At 60.0% G+C, this 21,677-nt stretch carries 21 protein-coding genes; 2 read left to right on the top strand and 19 right to left on the bottom strand.

All coding sequences use genetic code 11. The annotated features are described in order from the left end of the window. Positions 1-94: 94 nt before the first annotated feature. The 15 genes from ACP15P_RS16065 to ACP15P_RS15995 all read right to left on the bottom strand — a co-directional run bounded on the left by ACP15P_RS16065 (position 95) and on the right by ACP15P_RS15995 (position 15,196). Positions 95-454, bottom strand: coding sequence for a glycine zipper family protein (locus tag ACP15P_RS16065; RefSeq protein WP_424929470.1), 360 nt, complete (start codon positions 452-454; stop codon positions 95-97). Positions 455-551: 97 nt separating this feature from the next. After that, entirely contained in the window at positions 552-1,595 is a 1,044-nt protein-coding gene (locus ACP15P_RS16060; RefSeq protein ID WP_424929469.1) for a GlxA family transcriptional regulator, read from the bottom strand. Between the two features lie 373 nt (positions 1,596-1,968). Then, complete coding sequence (locus tag ACP15P_RS16055; protein WP_424929468.1) at positions 1,969-2,697, bottom strand: DUF736 family protein; 729 nt, start codon at positions 2,695-2,697, stop codon at positions 1,969-1,971. 130 nt (positions 2,698-2,827) lie between these two features. Beyond that, positions 2,828-3,124 (bottom strand): hypothetical protein, encoded by a 297-nt coding sequence (locus tag ACP15P_RS16050; protein ID WP_424929467.1) that lies wholly within the window; start codon positions 3,122-3,124, stop codon positions 2,828-2,830. Between the two features lie 16 nt (positions 3,125-3,140). After that, complete coding sequence (locus tag ACP15P_RS16045) at positions 3,141-7,415, bottom strand: strawberry notch-like NTP hydrolase domain-containing protein (protein ID WP_424929466.1); 4,275 nt, start codon at positions 7,413-7,415, stop codon at positions 3,141-3,143. A 101-nt stretch (positions 7,416-7,516) separates the two neighbouring features. Then, positions 7,517-7,669, bottom strand: coding sequence for an antitoxin PaaA2 family protein (locus ACP15P_RS16040; RefSeq protein ID WP_326299016.1), 153 nt, complete (start codon positions 7,667-7,669; stop codon positions 7,517-7,519). 147 nt (positions 7,670-7,816) lie between these two features. Continuing rightward, positions 7,817-8,335, bottom strand: a complete 519-nt coding sequence (locus tag ACP15P_RS16035) for a type II toxin-antitoxin system YhaV family toxin (RefSeq protein WP_424929465.1) — start codon at positions 8,333-8,335, stop codon at positions 7,817-7,819. Next, positions 8,332-8,658: a type II toxin-antitoxin system PrlF family antitoxin gene (locus ACP15P_RS16030; RefSeq protein ID WP_102859868.1), complete on the bottom strand. Its 327-nt coding sequence runs from the start codon at positions 8,656-8,658 to the stop codon at positions 8,332-8,334. Before ACP15P_RS16030 ends, ACP15P_RS16035 begins: the two co-directional genes overlap by 4 nt. Positions 8,659-9,572: 914 nt before the next feature. Continuing rightward, positions 9,573-10,229, bottom strand: coding sequence for a DUF6927 domain-containing protein (locus tag ACP15P_RS16025; RefSeq protein WP_424929507.1), 657 nt, complete (start codon positions 10,227-10,229; stop codon positions 9,573-9,575). Further along, on the bottom strand, positions 10,229-10,822 hold the full coding sequence (locus ACP15P_RS16020; protein WP_271118278.1) for a regulator: 594 nt from the start codon (positions 10,820-10,822) through the stop codon (positions 10,229-10,231). Before ACP15P_RS16020 ends, ACP15P_RS16025 begins: the two co-directional genes overlap by 1 nt. A 74-nt stretch (positions 10,823-10,896) precedes the next feature. Then, on the bottom strand, positions 10,897-12,879 hold the full coding sequence (locus tag ACP15P_RS16015) for a ParB/RepB/Spo0J family partition protein (protein WP_424929463.1): 1,983 nt from the start codon (positions 12,877-12,879) through the stop codon (positions 10,897-10,899). A gap of 157 nt (positions 12,880-13,036) precedes the next feature. Continuing rightward, positions 13,037-13,426 carry a DUF3768 domain-containing protein gene (locus ACP15P_RS16010; RefSeq protein WP_424929462.1) on the bottom strand — a complete coding sequence of 130 codons (390 nt, stop codon included), beginning with the start codon at positions 13,424-13,426 and terminating at the stop codon, positions 13,037-13,039. 87 nt (positions 13,427-13,513) lie between these two features. Next, positions 13,514-13,723: a DUF6330 family protein gene (locus ACP15P_RS16005; RefSeq protein WP_424929461.1), complete on the bottom strand. Its 210-nt coding sequence runs from the start codon at positions 13,721-13,723 to the stop codon at positions 13,514-13,516. A 23-nt stretch (positions 13,724-13,746) separates the two neighbouring features. Beyond that, positions 13,747-14,685 carry an ArdC family protein gene (locus ACP15P_RS16000; protein WP_424929460.1) on the bottom strand — a complete coding sequence of 313 codons (939 nt, stop codon included), beginning with the start codon at positions 14,683-14,685 and terminating at the stop codon, positions 13,747-13,749. A gap of 40 nt (positions 14,686-14,725) precedes the next feature. Further along, on the bottom strand, positions 14,726-15,196 hold the full coding sequence (locus tag ACP15P_RS15995) for a hypothetical protein (RefSeq protein WP_424929459.1): 471 nt from the start codon (positions 15,194-15,196) through the stop codon (positions 14,726-14,728). 459 nt (positions 15,197-15,655) lie between these two features. On the opposite strand from ACP15P_RS15995, the gene ACP15P_RS15990 reads away from it, so the two are divergent. Both ACP15P_RS15990 and ACP15P_RS15985 read left to right on the top strand, forming a co-directional pair. Then, positions 15,656-16,006 (top strand): MbcA/ParS/Xre antitoxin family protein, encoded by a 351-nt coding sequence (locus tag ACP15P_RS15990; protein WP_027264271.1) that lies wholly within the window; start codon positions 15,656-15,658, stop codon positions 16,004-16,006. Then, on the top strand, positions 16,006-16,518 hold the full coding sequence (locus ACP15P_RS15985; RefSeq protein WP_424929458.1) for an RES family NAD+ phosphorylase: 513 nt from the start codon (positions 16,006-16,008) through the stop codon (positions 16,516-16,518). The genes ACP15P_RS15990 and ACP15P_RS15985 overlap by 1 nt, the downstream gene beginning before the upstream one ends. 62 nt (positions 16,519-16,580) lie before the next feature. Here the strand turns inward: ACP15P_RS15985 and ACP15P_RS15980 are convergent, their stop codons facing one another. The 4 genes from ACP15P_RS15980 to repA form a co-directional block, all read right to left on the bottom strand. After that, a complete protein-coding gene (locus ACP15P_RS15980) occupies positions 16,581-17,675 on the bottom strand; it encodes a Fic family protein (protein ID WP_424929457.1) in 1,095 nt (364 codons plus the stop codon). 144 nt (positions 17,676-17,819) lie between these two features. Next, on the bottom strand, positions 17,820-19,136 hold the full coding sequence (repC, locus tag ACP15P_RS15975; protein ID WP_424929456.1) for a plasmid replication protein RepC: 1,317 nt from the start codon (positions 19,134-19,136) through the stop codon (positions 17,820-17,822). Positions 19,137-19,355: 219 nt separating this feature from the next. After that, on the bottom strand, positions 19,356-20,327 hold the full coding sequence (repB, locus tag ACP15P_RS15970) for a plasmid partitioning protein RepB (protein ID WP_424929455.1): 972 nt from the start codon (positions 20,325-20,327) through the stop codon (positions 19,356-19,358). Beyond that, the gene (gene repA / locus ACP15P_RS15965) at positions 20,327-21,511 is read right to left on the bottom strand and encodes a plasmid partitioning protein RepA (protein WP_424929454.1); all 1,185 of its coding nucleotides are present in this window, start codon (positions 21,509-21,511) and stop codon (positions 20,327-20,329) included. Before repA ends, repB begins: the two co-directional genes overlap by 1 nt. Positions 21,512-21,677 lie beyond the last annotated feature (166 nt).

Here is a 21,677-nt window from a genome sequence, read left to right as displayed (position 1 = left end):
TTGCGGGTGATCCCGCAGGCGCCCGGTCAAGAGATCATGAAGCGCGTGAAACCGTCGTGCGCGTAGGGTGAAGAACTCTGACATCTTGCACCCCCTATCCGACAACCCGGTGGCCGCGGCCCCGCAAGCACTCGATGACGATGGCTTCACGCCGCTCATTCACATCAACGCTGCTGGCGACGCCACCAGCCAAGGCACCTGCGACTGCACCACCCAGCGCGTCGTCGCTGTCGGCCTCTCCGAGGATCGCGCCAGCTCCGGCGCCCAGAACGGTCGCAGCGACTCTTTCCTTATCGAATTGGTTTTGGTTGCGAGCAAGGGCCTGACAGGCTGCGAGATCAGATTGAAATGCAGCCTTAGGCTGGCCATCCAGGATCGGTTGATAGTTTGCTCCGCTATCAGCGCATGCAGCCAAGGCAGGAAGCAGCGCTGCAATCATCAATGTCTTTTTCATGGAATGTCCTTTCGTTTGAACAAGGGAGGGTGTGGCCACGCGCAGGGGTGCGCGCAGACGCGGGAATTTCTGTTTTGGTGTAGGTCAGGTGAAGGGGTTAGCTGGGTCCTGCACGCGGGCGGGCACCCGGGTCAGCCGTCATGCGGAAGCGGTCTCGGTATTCGCCAGCAGATATGCCCACATGGCGGTGAAACGCGCGGCGCATCCGTTCGGCACTTTGAAACCCGGTCTCTAGGGCAACCTGATCAATCGTGTGGTCTGTCGTTTCCAATATGACGCGTGCGGCCTGTACCCGTGCAGTCTCGACATAAGCTGCAGGCGTTACGCCAGTTTCGTCCTTGAACCGCCGAGCAAACGTCCGTTCAGACATCATCGCGCGCGCAGCGAGACTGGTCACAGTCAGAGGATCGGCTGGGTTTTCTAGAATGAAGCTTAGTGCATCGTTGATCGCCGGGTCTTCGGCCCTTTGGGCCACCAGATGCGCGCTGAACTGTGACTGCCCACCCGGCCGCATCATGTACATCACGCTAAATCGCGCAACCTCTAGCGCGATTTTGTGGCCCCAGTCCATCTCAACCAATGCCAGTGCGAGATCCATGCCGGAGGTCACGCCGGCAGAGCTCCAGACGTTCCCATCGCGCACATAAATCGCCTCATGGTCCACCGTCACATCCGGATATTCGTTTTCCATAATCGGGCACCAGAACCAGTGCGTGCTGGCCCGCTTATCTTTCAAAAGGCCAGCCTCGGCCAGGATCAGCGCGCCTGTACAGATCGATACGATGCGCCGGGCGCGCGGGGCCATCGTCTGCATGAACTCCAACAACTTTGGGTTCTTCAATTGCGATGAAGAGCCATGGCCACCGGCCACCATCAGAGTATCGATCTTGTCGTCAGTCTTTATGACATCGGTGAAAGACGTCTCTGCCGTGATCGTCAGTCCGGAACTGGCTTTCACAGGCCCCGCCTGCGCTGCAACGATCTTCAAGTCATATGGCAGATCCGCGTCGCCAATGAAGAACTGGGTCGTCGCAAGGATCTCCAGCGGGCCTATGACGTCGAGGTGATGTACCCCCGGATAGGCCACCATCCGGACCTTGCGGTTCCGCGCCTCTGTCTGAATGTCGGGTTTCTGTGTCATGGGCAGACAATACCCGATTTCATCAATCGTCCGTTAGGACAAAGACCCCACGATTTCTGCCACCCACAAACTTCAAATTTTCAATGGCTTATCGGATGTCTGCCTCCTTTCTTGTCAGTCATTGCAGGGTTCACTGTACAGAGTCATGCGCCTGGATACGTGATGAGGCGTACAGTTGCAGCGATCTTCGTGCTGCATAAGCGCGCAGCGAGAAAACCGAATTCACAAACTGGGCTCTTCGGTATCATTAGCTGCGGGCGAAACGAACGTCTCCGATGCACACTAGGTAATTTCAAACATACCAGCACAAAAAAAGAGAACCGTGATCCCACGGCTCCCCTTTCGATTCAATTCATCCAGTCTCGCGCGCTGATCACGCGACCAGCGACAATCCCGAGCTCGCGTCCTGCTGCGGCTCACCACTGTCGATGAACGGGATGATAGAGAAGGTCTGGCCGCCACGCTGTTCTTCGTTCTGCACCGCGTTGACGCGCAGGTCGCCATCGGGCGTGTTGATCAGCAGCGACAGGTAGTCATTGCCTGTGCGGTTGCTTTTCGCCATCCAGGCCGAGCCGACGCGGATCGGTGTGCCCCGGGGCGAGCTGACCTCGATCCGGTAGTCGGGATGGGTCTCCTCGGTCTTGTAGCTGTTCTCGATCAGCATGAACTCCAGATCGAACATCATGTTGGCGATGTAGCCGGTGAAGCCGTTGTCGGCGTCCATGGCGGTAAGCTCGCCTGAGATCGAGCCGGATTTCATCAGGCCGTTCGAGACGAGCGGGATGATCTCGAATTCGCCGCTCTGGGCCGCGCGCGCCTCTTTCGTCTGCACCGCGTTGACCCGAAAAGGGCCGAAGCCGACATCGATCTGCATCGAGACGTAGGGGTTGCCGCTGGTATTGCCGGTCTCGTTCCAGGCGGTGCCGATGCGCACTTTGCGGCCGGAGTTGTTGATCGCCGTCACGTCATAATCCGGGCTGCGTTCGGACATCTTGGCCCGTGCCTCCAACTGGATGGCGATGTCAAAGCGCGCCGAGTGGATCATGCCGGTGTACTGCGCGGCTGCGGTCTCGACATTGCGGGTGAGGGTTCCTGCGAACATGGGATGGTTCCTTTTGGATTGGCCGGTGCCTGACGTCCTTGCCAGCGCATCCGGGTTTGCTTTCTCGACCCCTCATGGGATCACAAATCAGAAAGCTCGCTTTCCTTTCAGCCCCGCCCACAGGTCAGAGCTACCGTCTGAGTGGGAATGCCCCCGCGCCTCCGGGTGCTATGCCCCTCCCCTGCCCGTCTGTTCTTGATTGGCCGCCCGGGTTTTCCACGCCGTCCTCCGATCGCGCTATGAAGAATTCCACCTGTTCGCCGTTCAACCGGTGCCCGCCCCGGTCGGTCAGACCGATGCAGTTGCCGTTCGGCACATAGGTGATCAGGTATTGGCCGAGCCTGTCCTTGTGGACAACGTAGCCGGTATTGGCCCAGTGCACGGTCTGACCGGCATCGACCGCAGCCTTGATGTCTTCGAGTGTCATGGCCGTCCCCCCTCATCTATTCCGCAGCCACTGAAGCCACGCCCTGCGCGGCGTCTGGTCGAGTTCCAACAATCCGGGAGAGTATGGCCAATGTGTCGATCCCGTCCCCATGCGGCAGGAACACCCGTAGCTGAAAGGCGATAATCTCCGTGAAGCAGCCGAGAGCCTTGAGGCTTTCGATCATGCCCCTGTCGGCGCCGCTAAGCTCGAGGCGCATCTCGCCAGCGACCCGGCGGCGGGTCAGGGTCAGACCCCGGCCCAGATCGACCGGCGCGGTGGTGCCGAGGGCAGCTGTCAGCATCTCCTGCGGCGTTTGCGGGTCGGAGACGAGGAAGCGGGCGCGCAAGGCCGCTGCCCCTTCTTCGCTCAGCGTCCGCCCGATCATGGCGGTCGCCCCGTCTGGCGTCACACGGTAGATACGCTCATTGGTGGTCGGAATGTCCTTCCAGATCGGCAGCAAGAGACCAGTGAGCAGGTAAAGCTTGGTTGTGGTGGTTTTTGGCAGGGACGCAACCTCGGCATCCCAAAGCTGCGCAAACTCAGGCTTGCCGATCTCTTCCCAGGCAGAGGCTTCAAATCGCGTCTCTTCGAGATAGCTGGACCCGTTTGGCCGCACCGCCTTGCGCATCAGCGTCACGATATCCTCGTCATACATCTGCATGGGGCGGGCCGAAATGAGTGCCGCGCGGCCGGAGGCGCGATTCACCATCGTGGTCTTGTCCAGATTGCGAGATACGGCCTCTTTAGCGTCCAGGACATGGACCGGGTCCGTCACCTCGAGCCCGATGACCCGAGTCACGGCGCCGGATTTCGGGCAGGTCCAGAGATCCTCGGTGGAGACTTGCTCGATCTTTTCGCCACGCAGGGTTTCTACGCCGAGATCGAGCGTGCCCGCCGCCCGCGCCCGTTCGGTCTGATCGGCAATCCGGCGCATGAACTCGGCAAAGAGCGCGTTCTGCATGTGGATGGGCAGCGCCAGCACCCGGTTCAGAAACCGCTGGATCGGGGGAAGCTCTTCGAGCAGCACACAATCCCTGTCGATCAGCCGCAGGGCCGTCCAGTCGGTGAAGTTTTCATAGCTCATCGCCTCGGCGCGCCCGGCGGCAAGATCGGCGAAATACCCACGCAGCGCCGCCCGTGCAATCGCGCTTTCGAGATTGTCCTCCTCGCGGAACATGCCTTGCGAGCCGGTTTCGCGCTGGCCCTTGGTGAGCGCCCCCAGCTGGTCGAGGCGTTTGGCGATTGTCGAGGTGAAGCGCTTCTCGCCATGCACATCGGAGGTGCAGACCCGGAAGAAGGGCGCGCTGACCTGGGCAGAGCGATGCGTGCGGCCCAGCCCCTGGATGGCCGCATCGGCGCGCCAGCCGGGCTCCAGCAAGTAATGCCGCCGCCGCCTCTGGTTCTTCGCCGTTTGCGCCGCATGATAGGAGCGGCCCGTGCCGCCCGCGTCAGAAAAGATCAGGACATTCTTCTCCCCGTCCATGAAGGCTTGGGTCTCGGAGGAATTGCTGCTGGCGGCGCGCTTCTCGATGAAGAGATGGCCATCCTCAGCCTTAAGGGGTCGGATAGATCGACCCGTGACCTCGGCGACAGCCTCGTCACCAAAGGCCCAGAGGATCTGGTCCAGCGCCGAAGGGATCGGCGCCAGCGTCATCAACTCCATCATGGCCGCGTCGCGCAGGGCGAGCGCCTCGCGCGAGACGACCAGCGCGCCGGTCTCATCGCGCAAGGGTTCCGCGACCATGTTGCCGTCAATCTCAACGAGCTTTTGCGCGTGAATCGGGAAGGCCTGCTCGAGATAACCCAGAACATAGTCGCGCGGCGTCAAGGCACCCTCGACGAGCTCGTCTTCCGCGTCCATCAACTCAAGCCGACGTTTCAGCAGGCTCTCGCCGGTCGAAACCACCTGGATGACGCAGGCATGGCCCCCGGCCAAGTCTTCCTCGATGGCGCGGATGATGGTCGGTGCCTTCATGCCCATCAGCAGATGATTGAAGAAGCGCTGCTTCGTGCTCTCGAAGCGGGACTTGGCCGAGGCGCGTGCGGCCGAGGCATTGGTCTCGCCCGAGGCGTCATTGACGCCAGTCGCAGTCAGTGCTGCTTCAAGATTGTGGTGAATGGTGCGAAACGCACCCGCGTAAGCGTCGTAGATCTCGATCTGGGCCGGAGTGAGCGCGTGTTCGAGCACGTCATACTCCACGCCATCGAAACTGAGGGCGCGGGCCGTGTAGAGCCCGAGCGTCTTGAGATCGCGCGCGACCACCTCCATGGCAGCCACGCCGCCGGCTTCCATCGCCGAGACGAAGCTCTCGCGGCTCGGGAAGGGGTATTCGGGGCCTTGCCCCCAGAGCCCCAGCCGCGCGGCATAGGCGAGGTTGTGGACACTCGTGGCCCCCGTGGCCGAGATGTAGAAGACGCGAGCCCGGGGTGCTGCCAGTTGCAGCCGTAGGCCAGCAAGGCCCTGCTGGGAGGGTTTGACCCCCCTGCCCTGCTCGGACCCTGCGGCGTTCTGCATGGCATGGGCCTCATCAAAAGCGAGGACGCCTTCAAAGTCTTCACCCATCCAGTCGAGGATCTGGCTCAGTCGCGTGGTGCCGCATTTGCCCGCGGACCGCAGCGTAGCGTAGGTGACAAAGAGGATGCCGTCGCCCATCGGGATGGGCTGGTCCGGTTTCCATTTGGAGAGCGGCTGGATGTCGGCGGGCGAGCCGCCGAGATCGGTCCAGTCGCGGATCGCGTCCTCGATGAGCGTGGCGGATTTGGAGACCCAGATCGCCTTCCTGCGCCCGGCCAGCCAGTTTACTAGGATGAGCCCTGCACATTCGCGGCCCTTGCCACAACCGGTGCCGTCGCCGAGGAAATAGCCGAGGCGATAGGCGCGTGCGACTGGGTCATCGTCGGCGCGCGTCAGCCTCGTTTGGTCCTCATCGATGGTGAACCGACCAGGCAGGTCGCGCCCATGGGCATCATGCGCCATGATGATGGTCTCGAGCTGCGCCTCTGAGAGATGTCCCTCCTCGATCAATCGTGCTGGCAGGCGCAATTCCGAACTGGCGGCACCCGAAGGCACGGGTGGCGCGACAGAGGCCATGGCGATGCTCTCGACCAACGGCGTGGGATGTTCGTGCGCGCCTGCAATCTCGATTCGTTGCGGGCGGTAGCGCGCATAGATGTCCGAGATGGGCGTGTTGTCGCGCGGGGTCTGAAAGCTTGTGAAACTGAGCGAGCGGACGGCATTCGCCTGGGGTTTGGAGGGGGCGACAGGCGTACCGGCGGTCTTGCGCGGGACAGATGCTGGACCGATCGGTCGCGCAGGAGTAACCGCTGCCCCCCGTTGGACTGGGCGCATCTCGGTCCGTGTTGCGGCCACGGCATCGACAAAAGGAAGGGCTTCATCCAGATCGCACACAGTGGCGCGGATCATCTCGCCGTCCTCCTGCACATTGTCGAAGACCATCAGCTGGGTTTCGACAGAGGTGCCGAGCTTGCGGTAGACCTGTCCCGGCATCGTGAGGGCCAGGCGCGGCGTCAGGAGACCGCAAGCGCGCGACCAATGCGCGGCATCGCGTTCGGGCGTGAACCCCGGCGGCATAATCGCCACAAGCCGCCCGCCGGGTTCCAAGCGCTTCGCGGCCGCGATGAGATGTTTGGCAGCGATGTGCTTGTCTCGCGAGCGATCGACCGAGGAGGCGAAGGGCGGGTTCATCACCACGACGTCGGGTAGAACCGTCGACTGCAGCAGATCGTCAATATGCTCCCCGTCATGGTCCGTCACCTCGCCGCCGAAAAGCGCGCGCAGGAGGCGCTGGCGAAAGGGGGCGATTTCATTGAGCACAAGTGTGGCACCGGCCCGGGCGGCGAAAGCAGCCAGGGCACCAGTGCCAGCCGAGGGCTCCAGCGCAGTCTCGCCCTTGCGAATGGCTGCCGCCCGCACGACCATTGCCGCGAACGGCAACGGCGTGGAAAACTGTTGCAGACGGATCTGCTGCTCTGACCGGCGGGTTTCCGTCAGCAGCCGTGAGGCAAGCAGCTTTGCAGCGGCGATGTCACCTGAAGCACCTTCCCCACGCAGCAGCACCTGGATGGCCGCGGCTTGCATCAGGTCATAGGCCATCCGCCAGTCCCAGGCGCCCCCGGCATCGCTGCCATGAAGCGTCTCGCGCATGATGCGCGCGAGCGCTGAGCTGCGCAGGGGTTGGTGGTCGACCTCCGCGCCGATTTGCGCCAGCGCAGAGGCGAGGTCAGGCTGGGAGATTGAGAGAGCCGGGTTTGCCGGTTTGGGCCTGGACATGGTGTTCTCCTTTGGATCAGGGTCTGAGTTCCAAAGGACAAAAAGCCCGCTTTCACTTTTCAGGGTGACGGGATCAGACCGCGCTGACCTCCAAGGCTTGGTCAGGACTTGGGTTCGATCTGCCGCTTCGCATCAATCAATGCCTGTGCGGCCTGCATTACCTGAACCTGAGATGTTCCCGTACGTGCATCCTCCAGCGCAGCCTGTACCTGCGCGCGAAACCACGCGTCATACGAATTGACATCAGCCGCCACGGAAATGCTCCTCGAGACCGAGGTGCGGCTGTTCCTTACCCGTTGGGTCCATTGCGCTTTCTCCAACCGTACTATGGGTCGATGCTACATCACCCACAGTGGTGCCGTAAACGGCAAGTCCATAAGGTTCACAGCTAACTGGGCCACTCACCGATCAGGTACCGCGTCCAGGGACGCCTCGAACCGCTTGTCCGCCGCCGCAGCTTCTTTCAAGAGCGCATCGAAATTGTCAGGTGGGTTGCCATCTTCCAGCATCCCTTTGAAGGTCGCGTAGGCATCCGTCTTGCTGCCATAGGCGCGCAGGGTCTTGTCGTCGTTCACCCAGGCCACCACGATGACCTTCGCATCGCTGTTGAACCGGTAGAACAGCCGATACTGCTGGAAGAATTTCGCCCGGAACCAGTGTTTGCGGTGATCGCCGAGTGTACCGCCTTGCCGGAAGGCGGCGGCACCCGGATCTGCCGGTATGGCCTCGGTGACCAGCTTGAAGATGGCGGCCAGCCGTTTCGTCAGGTTTTTCTTGCGCCAGGTCTTTGGATCGCGTGCCTTACGCGCTTCAACCTCCTCAATCAGCCCTTCGAGCTGGTCCAGAAAGAGCGGATGCGCATAAATCGACCATCCATTTACGACAAGGGGCGCCCCTACAGGCACGCTATCGCCGCTCATTCATCCTCGGGCGATAGCGGCGCATCGAGATCGACGTCAACGTCTCCGACCAGTGCTGCAAGACGGTCATGCAAAGCCCCATCGAACGCCCGAATGCGATCCGGATGCGCCTTGATATCGGCCTCGACAAAATCGAGAAAGGCGCCGAGCGCGGGATCATCCTCGTCGCTGCGCACGGGCTCGATATAGACCCTGCCACTCGGCTCGGTGCAGTAACGAATCTGGTCGCCCTTGCCCAGCTTGAGCTGTTTGCGCACACCCGCCGGCACGGTCGTCTGATACCGGTCCGTGAGCTTCGAGACATCTTGTGCGAGGGCTGTCATGGCAGTCTCCTGAAAGAATGGGGGTCTTTGCTGTCTGGGACAGGTAATGCATTTGCATTGCCTTGTCAAGACTAGCCGCATGGTCTGCTGTCACCGACCGGCCAATCAAACGGTTTTCCGGAGTCGGGCTGGAAAACTGAAAAACCCGCCGCAATGCGACGGGCTTTTGCTTTCTTTGTGCAATGAGGGGAGGCATAGTGCCCGCAGTCTCAACGCTCGCACTCTATATGGCACCGAAAGCCTTTACTGTCAATGTATCCACCGTTCACGGCTGATGAAGAACACCACCTTCCGAACGTTCTATCCGCACCTAGGTTTGCGACCTATTTGCGCGAAACCGGCAATGATAGGACGCGAGCTCTCCATCTATACCACTGGAATCTACAAGTATCAGCTGCGTTCATGGTTCCACTCCATGTTTTGGAAGTTGCGCTGCGAAACGCGATCGTGGAAGCAATCGAAGCTGTCCATGGAGGAACATGGCCTTGGACACAAGGCTTTATCCGTTCGTTACCAAACCCGCGCGGTCCAGCATACAGCCCCAAACGAGACCTCGAAGGCTGCGCAGGACAGCAACCCACTGCCGGAAAGGTCGTCGCCGAACTGAAGTTCGTGTTTTGGGAGAAGATGCTGACAAACAGGCACCAAGGCAGACTGTGGGATAATCATTTCTACGCAGTGTTTCCGGACGCGCCTCGTGGTGTCACGGCCAGCCAGCGCCGATCTGAATTAAGGTCTGACATTGAAGCCGTGAGGAGGCTCCGCAACAGAATCGCACACCATGAGCCTGTTTTTCCGCGCGCCCTTCAGGATGATTTTGATCGGATCATCCGCTGCATAAGATGGCGCAACGAAACGACCAGCAACTGGGTGCTCGAAATCGAGACAGTGCGCGCACTCCTCGCAGTGCGCCCCTAAGGGTCCTGTCCCGCCAGGAACTCCGCCAGCACTGGGCTGACCGCGCCCTTCGCGGAACTGAGCAGCTCCGAGCCCGCAAGCGAGGCCTTCGAAAGCCGCACGAGTCCACCGGTTTCCTCGATCCGATAGCAGCGACGTTTTTGCCGCCCGCGTCTGTAGTGCGTCGCGGTGACGATCTGGCAGGTGCTGCCATCGGTGAGCGTCACAGGTGCGGCGAGCCTGATCTTGTCGCCATCCTCGTAGTCCGGGATCGCAGCCCAATCCCTGCAGCGCTGGCGCCAGGCATGGGCATAGCTGTCCGGGTCTTTCAGGTTGGAGAGAAGCTCGATCAGCCCAAGTGGAGCGCGAGACTCGTTCGGGCCAGCGCTTTCCTCCATATCCTTGTAGCCCCAGCAGCCATCATCGTATCGGGTGAGGAAGACAGCCCCGAAGGTAATCGAGCCGTCAGGATCGCTGACATAGGTTGCGTCTTCGACAGGGGTGCCGTCGAGACTTGTGACCTTTGCCGCCGCATACCAGGTGGAGCCAACCTTGCAGGCCTTGACCAGTTCGGTCTTGCGCGTGTCGCCCTCGAAGGTGCAAAGCCGCGTGATTTCCGCCTTCTCATCCGCGTAGGATTTGACGCGACGGTCCGTGTAGAAGAGCCAACCCATCACGCAACCCTCCGATCATCGAGTTCCATGAGCGCATCGAGCGGTACGCGGTAGGGCTGCATGGCGTCGAAATCCTCGCAATTGCCGCAGTTCTGCACGATCGCGAAGGTGTCGCAGGCATCCTTGAGAATGACCCGGAAGGTGCCGCCGAGGCCCGAGGGCACCTCGTAGGTCCCGCCGATGAGATAGTCCGAGGCCCGGCGCACGAAGACGCGGATGCTGTGGCCATCGGTGGCGAGCCGGATCGCCCCCTGCCCCCGGTCGATGAGCACCTGCACGTCGTCGAGGATGTCGGTATAGAACTGGCCGGTCAGATCGCGAAACGCCATGCGGCGCTGCGCCATCCAGTCGGTGTCCCGAAACGGATTCATGCCGTCGGCGAAGGCAAAGGAGGGATCGGCCTGTTCGGTGGTGACGATGCGGGTGGTCGTGCCATCGATGCCGTTCGAGCGCAGATGCACACCATTGCCGACGATGAGGATAAGGGCGGGCCTGTCCACGGGGCCGTTCCAGTTGGGCAGGAAGGTTTTGCAGGCGCGCGCATGGGCGATCTGTGCCGCAACTGCGGAGGCAGAGAACTTGAGAATAGCCATGGGGATGTCTTTCGGTTGGTTATGAGAGGATCGACCCGCGCGGCCGGAAGGGCTTGCGCGAGTCGTATGATGGCTCAGGCCGCTTGCGCGACCTCGCTGTCAGGCTCGGGGGTTTCCGCAGTGGGCTCCGCCTCATCAAAGGCGACACCGGAGGTTTGCATCATCGGCGGGCACCAGGCGGCCACGACAGCGCGCTGCGCATCTGTGAGCGTGGCGAAAGGCTCGGCAAAGAGTTTGTCGCAGAAGGCAACGATCTCCTTCTTGCTTGACGAGGCCAGGGTCACCGCCTCTTGGGCCAGGCCCAGATCCTCGCCGAGGATCTTCAGGAGCCAGGCCTTCTTGAAGCGACTGAACAGCGCCGCGTTCGGCGTCCAGTGGGCCCGGATGTCGGGCATGATCTCGATCTCGAGGTCATGCATCAGGCTGTCGCGCTGTCGGTCCCGCGCGAAGCAGGACTGCGTGGTGCTTGCCGTCGCATAGGCAACGAGCTTGGCCTTCTCGCCCGGCTTCAGCGCGCGAAACGCCGCGAACTGATCGGCGGGAGACCGGGCGTCATCGAGCCACGAAAGGTCGAGCGCATCATGCGCCGCCGCCACCTGCTCGAGCGAGGTCTCGTCGATCTCGTCCATCTTGGCATGGTTGCGGTATTCCTTGCGGGCATCGATCTTGATCGCCTGCGTGACACTCATGCCGCTGGCCAGAACATCACTGACCAGCTTGAAGAGCGTCAGATCGAGCGTGGCCTCGGGATGCAGCGCCATCGCGGCGCCTAAGGCCATGGCCCGCTCGGTCTTGAGGTCCTCGGCCAATGAGGCCGGATAGGTTATTTCACCAGCGTCGGGGGCCTCCCCGCCGGTGGTGTTGGTCGAGGAACTGGGCGCGCCCTCTTCTTTCACGATGTCCTTCGGGCGGACGAGGCCCACATGGAGCGTGATGTGCCCGTTCGACCAAGACGCAATCACGCCTGCACGGGCGAGATCCTCGGCGCTGTAGGCCTCCTGCAGATCGCGGGCTTCCTCTTCCAGAGCGTCGACGCGCTCGTAAAGGGCGTTGTAGGCGTCGTCTTCGAGACCCTCGTTCTCCATCTCGAGCTGCAACCTCTCGAGCTCGGCGGTGATCTCATCGATGCGCTTCTGGGCAGCCTCATCCGGCTCGATGGGACCGGGATAGACGCGGCCGTAGTCGGCCATGGTCGCGTAATCATAGCGGACCATCGCATCGGCCCAAGCAAAGCCCTGTTTTGCGCGGGCCTGCTCAGCGACCGCTGCGAGTTTCTCGAGCAGGATGGTCTCGACCAGCGCCGCATCCTCCAGCACGGAATGCTCTTCTAGGAGATCGGCCGCGATGGCCCCACCCCGCGCTTCGTACTCCTCGCGTACAAAGGCCCCGATATCATCGCTGACCTTCACCCCACGGGATTTGAGGGCCTGACGGACCGTGTAGGCCTGCAGATAGCCGCCGTCTTTTGTGAGCGCCTCGAAGACCTCGCGCTGCGTCTCCTGGCTCGGGTGCTCGGCGAAGGCTTTCATCGTATCGAGCGTGATCACCTTGCCCCGGGCCGCGGCGCGGATGTCGGGGTGGATCAGGCCATAACGCAACCGGCCTTTCACGGCGGCCACCGTGGTGCCGAAGGTCTTTGCGATGGTCTCGGGCGTTTGGCCGTCGACCTCCATCATCCGGGCGAAAGCCTCGAACTCGTCGATGGCATTCATCGGTGCCTGGGTGATGTTCTCGGCGAGCGACAGCGCCGTGGTGACGTCGCACTCCTCAGGGACAAGACGGCAGTCCACCTTGGTTTTCGCCGTGAACCCCTTGCTGGCCTTATCGGCGATCAGCTCCTTCAGCGCGGCATGGCGCCGGCCACCGGCCAGCGCGGCGTATTTGCCGTCGACCTGCTGGACCAGAAGCGGCTGCAGGAGACCCAAAACGGCGATGCTGGCTTTCAGGTGTGCGATGTTCTCGGGGTCGTAGGTTTCCGGCGAATTGCTGCGCACATTGGCGGGATGCGGGACCAGATCGCCGATGGCGACGGAGACGGGTTTGAAGCTTGCGGTCATGGGATATCCTTCTCGATGGATTTGGAGCGGCCCGCGCGTTCATGCGCGTGACCAATCCCCGGCTTCGGGGATCACCACGACAAAAGGCCCGCTTTGCCTTCTTGGGGCAGCGGGCCTTCATCGTCTGAGATGTCATGGGGAGGCGTCCCCTGCCCTTCTACCAGTCGCGCGCTAGCATGATGGTCAGCACGCGCATGGTGGTGGCAGGATTGTCCGGGGTCTCAGCCCCGTAGCGGAAATCCGAGTCTGCTTCATAGAGATCGATCTTCCAGAACACGGTCTCGCCCCGGATCTCGACCGCCCCGAAATCGTGCCAGCCTTCTGGATCATTCTCCGGCTCGAACGTGGCAAACTCGCCGGCGGCCTTCACCGCCTCGGCCATGAAGCCGTCGCCGGCCTCCATGAGCGAACGGGTGACGTGCATCCGGCCCTGGATGGGCTGCGCGGGTGGTACCCCGAGGCAGGCAAGCTTGCGGAACGCGTCGTTCTGCGCCGCGATCACGGTCGGATCTGGACGGTCCGGCTGGGGTTGAACGATCATGGACATAGGGATCTCCTTTGAGAAGTTGAAACACCCTTCCCAAAGCCAGCTTTTTCTTTTCCGCTTGGCGGAAGGACCGAAGCAGAAGGTGCCCTACCCGAACAGCCCCTTGGGTCTGTAATTCGGGTTGGGGATGGTCTCGACCCAGCCACCCCGTTCATTGATGGTCTCGAGCGCTGCCGAGAGTGGATAAGCGCCCTCGGATTGGCTCCACCAATAGGCACCGCGTTTGAAGGTGATGATCTTGCGGCGGCCATCTTCAAAGCAAGCCACTCGCAGCGTCTTGGGCTCCTTGCGTGACATGGGCTTCTCCGTTCTCCCTGTGGTCAGGCGGCCTCGGCGCTGCGCCCTGCCCTTCCCGCCTCTGACCGTGCGATCAGGTAATCACAGGCGCGCTGCGCATCGGCCGCGTGCTTGAAGATCGCGTTCTTGTCCGAGCGCAGCACGCGCAACCAGTTGTGGAGATAGGCGGCATTCATCTCGAGCGTATGGGCCGTGAAGCCGAGCGTCTGACCCAGAAACACGGAGGTCAGTTCCGCGACGATCTCCTCGCGCGCGTAGGAAGTGTTGCCGAACTTCGAGAACCCGAAATCGCGGTTCAGTCGATGGGGGGCTTTCGTGGCATGGGCCAGCTCATGCGCCCAGACCCCGTAGAAATTGCGCGGATCGTGGAACCGGGTGATCGACGGCATGTAGACCTTGTCCACGGGTGGCAGGTAGTAGGCTTCCGTGCCGGTAAAGACGGTCGTGATGTCGATGGCGTCGAAAAACGCCTGCATGTGCGGGATGGGCTCGGACGGCGGATGTTCGGGTGCAGGCTCCGGATCTGGGAAGAAACTGTCGGGCAGGCCCTCGATCTGGCAGGCATTGAACACGCGGTAGGATTTCTGGAAGCGGAAGATGCGGGCTTCCTCGGAGCGATCATCGCCATCGCTGCGGTCGACCTCGCCGCCCGCGTCTTTCCGGCTTTGACCGTAATAAACGACGACAGAGGATTTTTCGCCCTTGCGGACCTTTGCGTCCAACGCATTGGCCTGCGGAAGCGTCATCCAGAAGGGCGAGCTGTGGCCCGCCATCACGGTGCGCATGGTCAGCAGGAAGTTGTTCACTCCCTGGTAGGGTTCCCCGCCCACGCGCAGGGGGCGACAGCTGCCACCTGCGGTCCATGGCTTGCGCCACGGCAGGACGCCGCGCTCGATGATACGGATGATTTCGTTCGTGATGACCTCGGAGGCATCGAATTTGGGCGTTCGGGATCGGGCCATGGCTGGCGTCCTTTCGAGTGTTGATGAGGGGGAATGGGGATCAGATTGACCGACGGCGCCGCGGATCGTTGGTGATGCTGGCACCGATCTTTACGACCATGTCGATGTAGGTGGTCAGCGAGACGGACCTGCCAGGACCGCAAGGGTCAGGGTCGACAGATCCGTCCTGCGCCACCCGCGGCAGGTTCGCAAAGGCGATGACACCGGTGACGGGTCGGAGATCGATGAAGGGCGTCCCTCGTGCGACCGCAAGAGCGGCCAACGGAAAGCGCTCGATCGGCGCGAAACTCGACACTGTGGTCCAGCCGAGATGAAGGAACGTCCCACCCTCCCCGCAGATCACATGCGCGTTTGGCAATGACGCCGCCTGCTTCAGATAGCCGAGATCACGCAGGACGGCCTGGCGTTCGAGCCGATGTGCCAGCGCCGTCTGGCCAGTTCGGCGCAGCTCTCTATGCCGCCACCAAGAGGCAGCGGTTGTGCGCAGCACGCGCAAAACACCTGTTTGCATGGGAGTGTCCTTCATCAGGAAAGACAGACCGGAAACCGGCCCGGACCCGTCCGAGGCACCCCAAAGGCCCTCATCCGTCAGTCACAAAACCCGAAGTCCACTTTCCCTTTTCACCAGCCAACTGGACCGGGGTAATGGCCGAGGGTCCAACACCACCGCGGACGCCAGTGACTGCATGCAGTAAGTGGCGGTTCCGATCCAAGATCGGCAAGCCATATCGGCAACTCCGGTCCGGCTGCTGCAGTCTTTCTCATATTATCAATAACTTATCTGACGTTCTCGATCGGCAAAAGCGCTCCAACGGCGACTTCTCAAGCCCAAAAATCAGGATTTGCTTCGTTCAGAGCAATGCAGCGTTACGGATTAGCATGGGAGAAGAAGTCACATTACCTCCTGACAGCTTGAATTTCAGCAATATTGCCGCTATATACCGTCAGTATCACTGTAGGAACATAGATCATGCACATCACGAACTTTGCTGAAGCCGGGCAATTCGAACCGCGCAAGATCGCCGCGGTACTACGCACATCAGCAGAAGAGATCGCATTGACCGTCGGCTTGGGCAAGGACGCGCTGCAGAGGCGAGCCCGCATCGGTTCGGACAAGACGCAGCGCCGCCTGCGCGAATTGGTAGAGGTGCTGAACAAAGTCGAACCCCGCTTCGGCTCGGAATTGATGGCCTATGCATGGTACCGGTCAGAGCCCTTGCCCGGCTTTGATGGCCGAACAGCCATGCAGCTGGTTCAGGAAGGCAAAGCTCAGCAAGTTCTGGAATACATCGATGCGGTCGATGCGGGCGTCTTTGCCTGATGCCGCTGAAAGATGGGCGCTACACAGGGCCACTCTATCGCGCCCTGAACCCAGTCTATGCGCGTGAACCTCTGTCCGGACGAGGCGCCGAACTCTATGGAGGGCGCTTTAATGCCAAGGGCACCCCTGCCCTCTACACCTCGCTGGATCCCGCGACCGCTCTCCGAGAAGCCAACCAGGTCGGCAGCCTGCAACCCACGATCCTGGTGTCTTACAAGGCCGACCTGGGGCCTATTTTCGATACCCGCGATCAGGATGGACTTGACCGGTATGGCGCGACCGAGGCGATGCTTGCCGACCCTGCATGGCGCATGAAGATGCTCGATGGCCAATTGGTGCCGACACAGGAGCTAGCACGCGCCCTCATAGCGGATCGGTTTGCGGGGCTTCTGATCCAGAGTTTTGCGAAGGGTGCATCGTCATCGGACCTCAACATCGTCCTGTGGGCCTGGACTGACAATACAGGTTCTTTGGAAGTGGTGGATGACGAAGAGCGGCTGTCACGCATGTGAGGTGATTGGCTGACATTATCACGGGGTGGACTTGTCGCGTACCGCGCCTGTGACAAGCATCTCTACGTCGCTGTCAGGGAATAGCTGGTGCTACGTCCCCCAGCGTCGTCTTTCTCTAGAGCTCCCAATTCGATTAGATCGAGGATGTCGCGATAGGCCGTGTCTTGCGAACACTTCTCGATCTTCGCGTATTTCGACGTCGTGAGTTTTCCGTCGAACCCATCCAGCAGGCGGTTCAGCATGTCCCGCTGGCGGTCGTTCATGTTGGCCGTTCCATATTCCTCCCAGAACCGCGCCTTCCGGAACACGGCCTCAAGGATGATCTCGGCACCATCAAATGCGCGATCCAGGCAAGCCAGGAACCAAACGAGCCACGCCGTGACATCAAGCCACCCTTTCTGCGTCGTCTCGAGCATGTCGTAATAGTCGCTCCGTTCCTGCCGGATTTGCGTCGACATGCTGTAGAACCGCTGCGCGCTGCCTTCCGATCGCGCCAGCGCCATGTCTGCGATCGCGCGCGCGATGCGCCCATTGCCATCATCGAACGGGTGGATGGTGACAAACCAAAGATGGGCGATGGCGGCATGAATGACTGGATCTGTTTCGGGGCGCTGGTCAAACCATTCCATAAACTGCGCCATCTCGGCTTCCAGCCGATTGGCCGCAGGCGCCTCAAAATGCACCCGTTCGCGGCCATAGGGTCCTGATACAACCTCCATGGGACCGTCACGCCACTGTCCCACCCTGATCCGGGTCATTCCGCTTCGCCCGGTCGGAAAAAGGGCCGCATGCCAGCCGAACAGGCGCTCAGCGTCCAGTGGCTGGTCATACGCTTGGGTTGCGTCCAGCATCATCTCGACGACACCATCAACATGGCGATCAGACGGGATCAGTCCGCCAATTTCCAGACCTAACCGCTTTGCGATAGACGATCGAACCTGATCCTTGTCGAGCGTCTCCCCCTCGATCTCGCTGCTTTTCACGACATCACTGGTCAGTGTCCTGAGCATCGCCTCGTTGCGAAGATCGAAGCCAAGACCCTCCATGCGCCCCAAGAGCTTACCTTGACGGTGACGGACCGCAGCAAGTTGTGACGACAGCTTGGCCTTATCCCAGGTAAACTGGGGCCAATCAGGGAGTTCGTGAATGTAGGTCATATTTTACGCATTCCTTGCGGAGATTATACAGCATAATCTCCGCAAGACAACTGTAAACACCGCAGAGGGTGCGGAGATTAAGAGCGGCAATCTCCGCATGCTCGACCTGGAACTTCAAACGCGGGACACCTGCTACCCATCTCATTACGCCGCCTGTCCGCTCAAACGACCATAGAAACTGCGCTCGAGATGCAGCTCCCCTGCCCCGGCTTTCTCGACCATACCCCGCAGATATCCCCCCGGAGACGCCACTTCGCCGGCGCAATGCTTGTCAAACGTGAGAACCAGCGCTGCTGTTGCGATTTGGGGCCCGAGACGGTCCTGAGCGAGGTTCCAAGCGTGCTCTGAGACGCCGATCATCGGCCTGAGCTGTCCGACAACCCGATGTAGATCGCCCCAATCCTTCAAATACCCGCCCATATTGCGTGCCCAGGACGCGAACTCAGGACAAGCCTGCATCACAGTCGGCAAATCAAGCGCCGCACCACGTTTTTTACGTGTTTCAGCTACCCAGTCTTCGAGCTCCCTATCCACCTTCTCTTCCGGTGGCGCATTTGGCACCACGGCCGCCGCTTGCTCAGTTTTTGAGCGATTACATGTTACAGGATTAAGTTGGGTTGTAATTAGTATATGAGGTTCAGAAATGACCTCCCTGGGGTCCATTTCTTGAGTCTTTTGAATCGCTTGTTCGGTGGCTTCAGGCATGTTTTCCACAACCTCATCCGCACGAACCGCCTTGAGATAGGCTGCCTCGACGCGCTCCTGGAGCTCCCTGAACCATTCCAGAAGCCGCACAAGCGTCCCAGAGGCCGTGTTCCGGCGTGGCAGGCGGCCCAAGAGATCCTCAAATAGACCTGTGAGCTGCGTCCAGGGACCTCTCAGAGCACCGCTGAGGGCCGCTTCGATCCTCGCGCGGATCATTCGGCGCGCAACTGTGATCTGGCGCTTCAGGCGCTGGCAGAGTTCACGTTCAGCCTGTAGTTCGGCATGGAGATGCTCAAACTCTTCGGCGCGAGCCGACAGCGGCGACAAATCAAATCCGTAGGCCTCGATGATACGACCGTCAGCGTCCCTGTGGCCCCACCGCTTGCCATTGGGGCTGTCCTTGAAGGCAATCACGCCGATCTCGGCCAGACGCCGGGCATGGCGCTTGAGCGCCGAGAGCGAGAACCCTGTTTGCTCCATCAGATAAGAGTTAGACGCCCAGACGATCGGACGCTGTCCCTCTTCCCAGTCCTGGGCCTGTGTGAAGGCCCCAAGCGTGTCGAGAAGCAGCATGTCGCCAGCCTTGAGGCCTATATGCGCACCAACGCGTTTCACGGCGACAAAGGCCTGTGACTTGGGCACGGTTGATCTTTCACCAGCTTGTGCGTGCTGTTCAGCAACCGCCAGTCCGGCCGTCGCTTTGCGCCACCCCGAGGGTTGGTTAATTTTGGGCAAACCTCCACCGTTCTGAGGCATGACTGTCCCAGTCGCTCCATGCGGAGCATCATTCAATTTTGTCATTTTATGTAAGCGGCAAAGAAATCCCGATCGCTCAGAAGCGTTTTCTCTTGTGTGGTGATTCGTTGGCTGCTAGATTCTAGGTGTCTAATCTAAGAATTGCGCTCTGCGCAGCAGCCCTCGAAGCTCCGGTTTCGGGGGTTTTCTTTGTTTGCCGTTCCTCCTTTCTGCTCGTCCTCAGTTGTCATCCACTGAATTTGCATCCGTAAATTCAGCATAGGATTGCTTGATTATTTCCGCGAGATTACTCTCAAGCCAGGTTGCAAACTCAGCGTTTGCGCCAGACTTCTTCACCGAAAGTGACAGTGTTGCGCGACCAGCTTTGATCGTCACTCCCTCTACGGGCGTGATCTCCCGAGTTTCGCGCGAGTTCTTCGCTCCGCGCTTAGTCGCTTCCTTAATGAGCAATTCAAGGCGCTCGTCTGAATTCGATGTTGCCCTGATCTTAGCCAAGATTTCGAGAGCCGTACGTTCAGTGAGCTTCCTAGAGAGAAAGAGCTCGGCCAACTCCGTCCACCTCGGGCGTCCGGACTTTGGCGCCGCGCCAATGAGGTCACCGATCTTGACTGGGACATTCTGCGTCACCTTCGTAAGGTGTGACTGAGCTGACGCCGACAGGTTTAGAACCTGCCGAACAGTTGCTCCATCGTGGCCAGCATTTTGGATGGCCTCGGCGAACCTTGCCTTCTCGTAGAAAGACAGGTTGCGGCGCGCTGCATTCTCCAATCCTTTCGCCAGCAAGGCCGTAGCATCATCAATATCTTGGACGTTTGCACGTACCTTCATGCCGAGTTCGCGACAGGCCTTTAAGCGGCGCCTCCCGTAGATTGCTTCAAAGCGCCCGTCAGCGACTTTTGACCGCCGAACGAGTATAGGCACTTGCTGCCCGCCTTCGCGAATGCTGCTCTTTAATCGTTCGAAGCTCTCGTCGTCGTCTTCGACGTTTACAGCTGTAAACTCCTCAAGCCGGTCTGCTGGCCCCCAATCGTCGATCAGATTGGGATCAATCTCACGGATAGATGCCAAAGAGCCTTGAAGAGCCCCCAAAGCCGGAGCGCTGGTCTTTGGCGCTCTCTCTGACTTTGATCCGCCGGAACGGGCGATTGTGTTGGCAATTCCCGACATTTCGCGAAGAGATTTCCTAGCCATTACTTACGCCCCCACGATTGATGGATCATCGTTTCCACTTCGAGCCCGACCGCATCCATCGAGCCCTTGGCCCGATCATATGTGGCGCGTGTCATCTCCGAACGCACCACTTCATAAATCGACTGCTTGAGCATGGTCGCATCGCTGATTGCTGTGCTCTTCAAAGCAGTTGCCGACATGACCCGGTCTTGAAACAGAGCCCGCATGAATGAGGTCAACTGCTGAGAAGGCACGTCCGTTGGTTCGTCTCGGGTGATGAGAAACTTAAAGAAATCATACTGCAGAGATGCGCCAGCATCTTCGATCACACCCATGTAAGCTCCAGCCAGCTCGAGAAACTGAGCTGTTGAAGAAACGTCCAACATCGATGGAGTTAGAGGAACGATAAGGGAGCTGGCGGCAGCCATCCCTGCAATGGTCAAGAAACCCAGTTGTGGCGGGCTATCCATCAGAACAATGTCAAAATCATCCTCGACCTGCGCCAAGGCATTCCGGATGCGGGTAAAGAATGGTTGGTCCGGATTCGAATGAACGGCCGACTCCGTCTCAAACTCCGACAACATCAAGCGTGAAGGCGCAATCGAGAGCCCGGGAAAATATGTCTGAACGACAACGTCCGCCATGCTGACCGGATCGTCGTAGCGGATCGCATCATAAACGGTCAGTCCATCAAACTCGATCTCGGGGCTAATCCCACACATTGATGTGAGCGACCCCTGTGGATCCAGGTCCAACGCCAAGACCCGATAGCCCCGAAGAGAAAAGTAGTGAGCGAGGTGGACGCTCGTTGTGCTTTTACTTGAACCGCCTTTGAAATTCATCAACTGCCAAATCTGCAGCTTTTCGTCGCCGGAGCGGCGAGGCTTATACCGCCCCTTCTTCCGAGAGGTTTTTTCCAGGATTTCGCGGGCATCCCATATCTCTTGGGCTGTGTAGTAGCGCCTGCCACCCCGGATGTCTTCGGGCTCCGGAAGTGTCCCTTCGGCGTGGACCTTTCGCATGAACTGCCCGGACACACCCAAGAGTTCAGCAGTTTCTGGGGCTGAAAAAGAACGTAGCGTTTTTGAACTGTCTGGGGCAAAAGCAGATAGTAGGTGCTCTCTGATTGCAGCGTTGAGCCGTTCGGATATCTCGGTCGCAAGTGCCGATGGGCGCTCATTTGCCAATGGTGTCACGGGAATCATCTGGTTGCCTCAATTTCCAAAATGTGGCCTTTTTCACGCCACTTGAGGATAAAAGCGGCGATTCACGCAGCTAAGTCAAGATTTTTCCTCTATTTAGTGTCTAAACATACGGCAAGGAACTATATCCACGAACGCAATCTAGGCCGAGTTTACAGCTGTAAACGTG

Origin of the sequence: Amaricoccus tamworthensis (genome assembly GCF_049800875.1) — a bacterium.
Lineage (GTDB): Bacteria > Pseudomonadota > Alphaproteobacteria > Rhodobacterales > Rhodobacteraceae > Amaricoccus > Amaricoccus tamworthensis.
The sequence above is the reverse complement of the archived record's forward strand: the minus strand, read 5'-3'. Positions and strand labels throughout refer to the sequence as shown.

Coding starts and splice junctions, on each gene's coding strand:
- ACP15P_RS16065 (WP_424929470.1), bottom strand. CDS start 454: ATGAAAAAGACATTGATGATTGCAGCGCTGCTTCCTGCCTTGGCTGCA.
- ACP15P_RS16060 (WP_424929469.1), bottom strand. CDS start 1,595: ATGACACAGAAACCCGACATTCAGACAGAGGCGCGGAACCGCAAGGTC.
- ACP15P_RS16055 (WP_424929468.1), bottom strand. CDS start 2,697: ATGTTCGCAGGAACCCTCACCCGCAATGTCGAGACCGCAGCCGCGCAG.
- ACP15P_RS16050 (WP_424929467.1), bottom strand. CDS start 3,124: ATGACACTCGAAGACATCAAGGCTGCGGTCGATGCCGGTCAGACCGTG.
- ACP15P_RS16045 (WP_424929466.1), bottom strand. CDS start 7,415: ATGTCCAGGCCCAAACCGGCAAACCCGGCTCTCTCAATCTCCCAGCCT.
- ACP15P_RS16035 (WP_424929465.1), bottom strand. CDS start 8,335: ATGAGCGGCGATAGCGTGCCTGTAGGGGCGCCCCTTGTCGTAAATGGA.
- ACP15P_RS16030 (WP_102859868.1), bottom strand. CDS start 8,658: ATGACAGCCCTCGCACAAGATGTCTCGAAGCTCACGGACCGGTATCAG.
- ACP15P_RS16025 (WP_424929507.1), bottom strand. CDS start 10,229: ATGGGTTGGCTCTTCTACACGGACCGTCGCGTCAAATCCTACGCGGAT.
- ACP15P_RS16020 (WP_271118278.1), bottom strand. CDS start 10,822: ATGGCTATTCTCAAGTTCTCTGCCTCCGCAGTTGCGGCACAGATCGCC.
- ACP15P_RS16015 (WP_424929463.1), bottom strand. CDS start 12,879: ATGACCGCAAGCTTCAAACCCGTCTCCGTCGCCATCGGCGATCTGGTC.
- ACP15P_RS16010 (WP_424929462.1), bottom strand. CDS start 13,426: ATGTCCATGATCGTTCAACCCCAGCCGGACCGTCCAGATCCGACCGTG.
- ACP15P_RS16005 (WP_424929461.1), bottom strand. CDS start 13,723: ATGTCACGCAAGGAGCCCAAGACGCTGCGAGTGGCTTGCTTTGAAGAT.
- ACP15P_RS16000 (WP_424929460.1), bottom strand. CDS start 14,685: ATGGCCCGATCCCGAACGCCCAAATTCGATGCCTCCGAGGTCATCACG.
- ACP15P_RS15995 (WP_424929459.1), bottom strand. CDS start 15,196: ATGCAAACAGGTGTTTTGCGCGTGCTGCGCACAACCGCTGCCTCTTGG.
- ACP15P_RS15990 (WP_027264271.1), top strand. CDS start 15,656: ATGCACATCACGAACTTTGCTGAAGCCGGGCAATTCGAACCGCGCAAG.
- ACP15P_RS15985 (WP_424929458.1), top strand. CDS start 16,006: ATGCCGCTGAAAGATGGGCGCTACACAGGGCCACTCTATCGCGCCCTG.
- ACP15P_RS15980 (WP_424929457.1), bottom strand. CDS start 17,675: ATGACCTACATTCACGAACTCCCTGATTGGCCCCAGTTTACCTGGGAT.
- repC (WP_424929456.1), bottom strand. CDS start 19,136: ATGCCTCAGAACGGTGGAGGTTTGCCCAAAATTAACCAACCCTCGGGG.
- repB (WP_424929455.1), bottom strand. CDS start 20,327: ATGGCTAGGAAATCTCTTCGCGAAATGTCGGGAATTGCCAACACAATC.
- repA (WP_424929454.1), bottom strand. CDS start 21,511: ATGATTCCCGTGACACCATTGGCAAATGAGCGCCCATCGGCACTTGCG.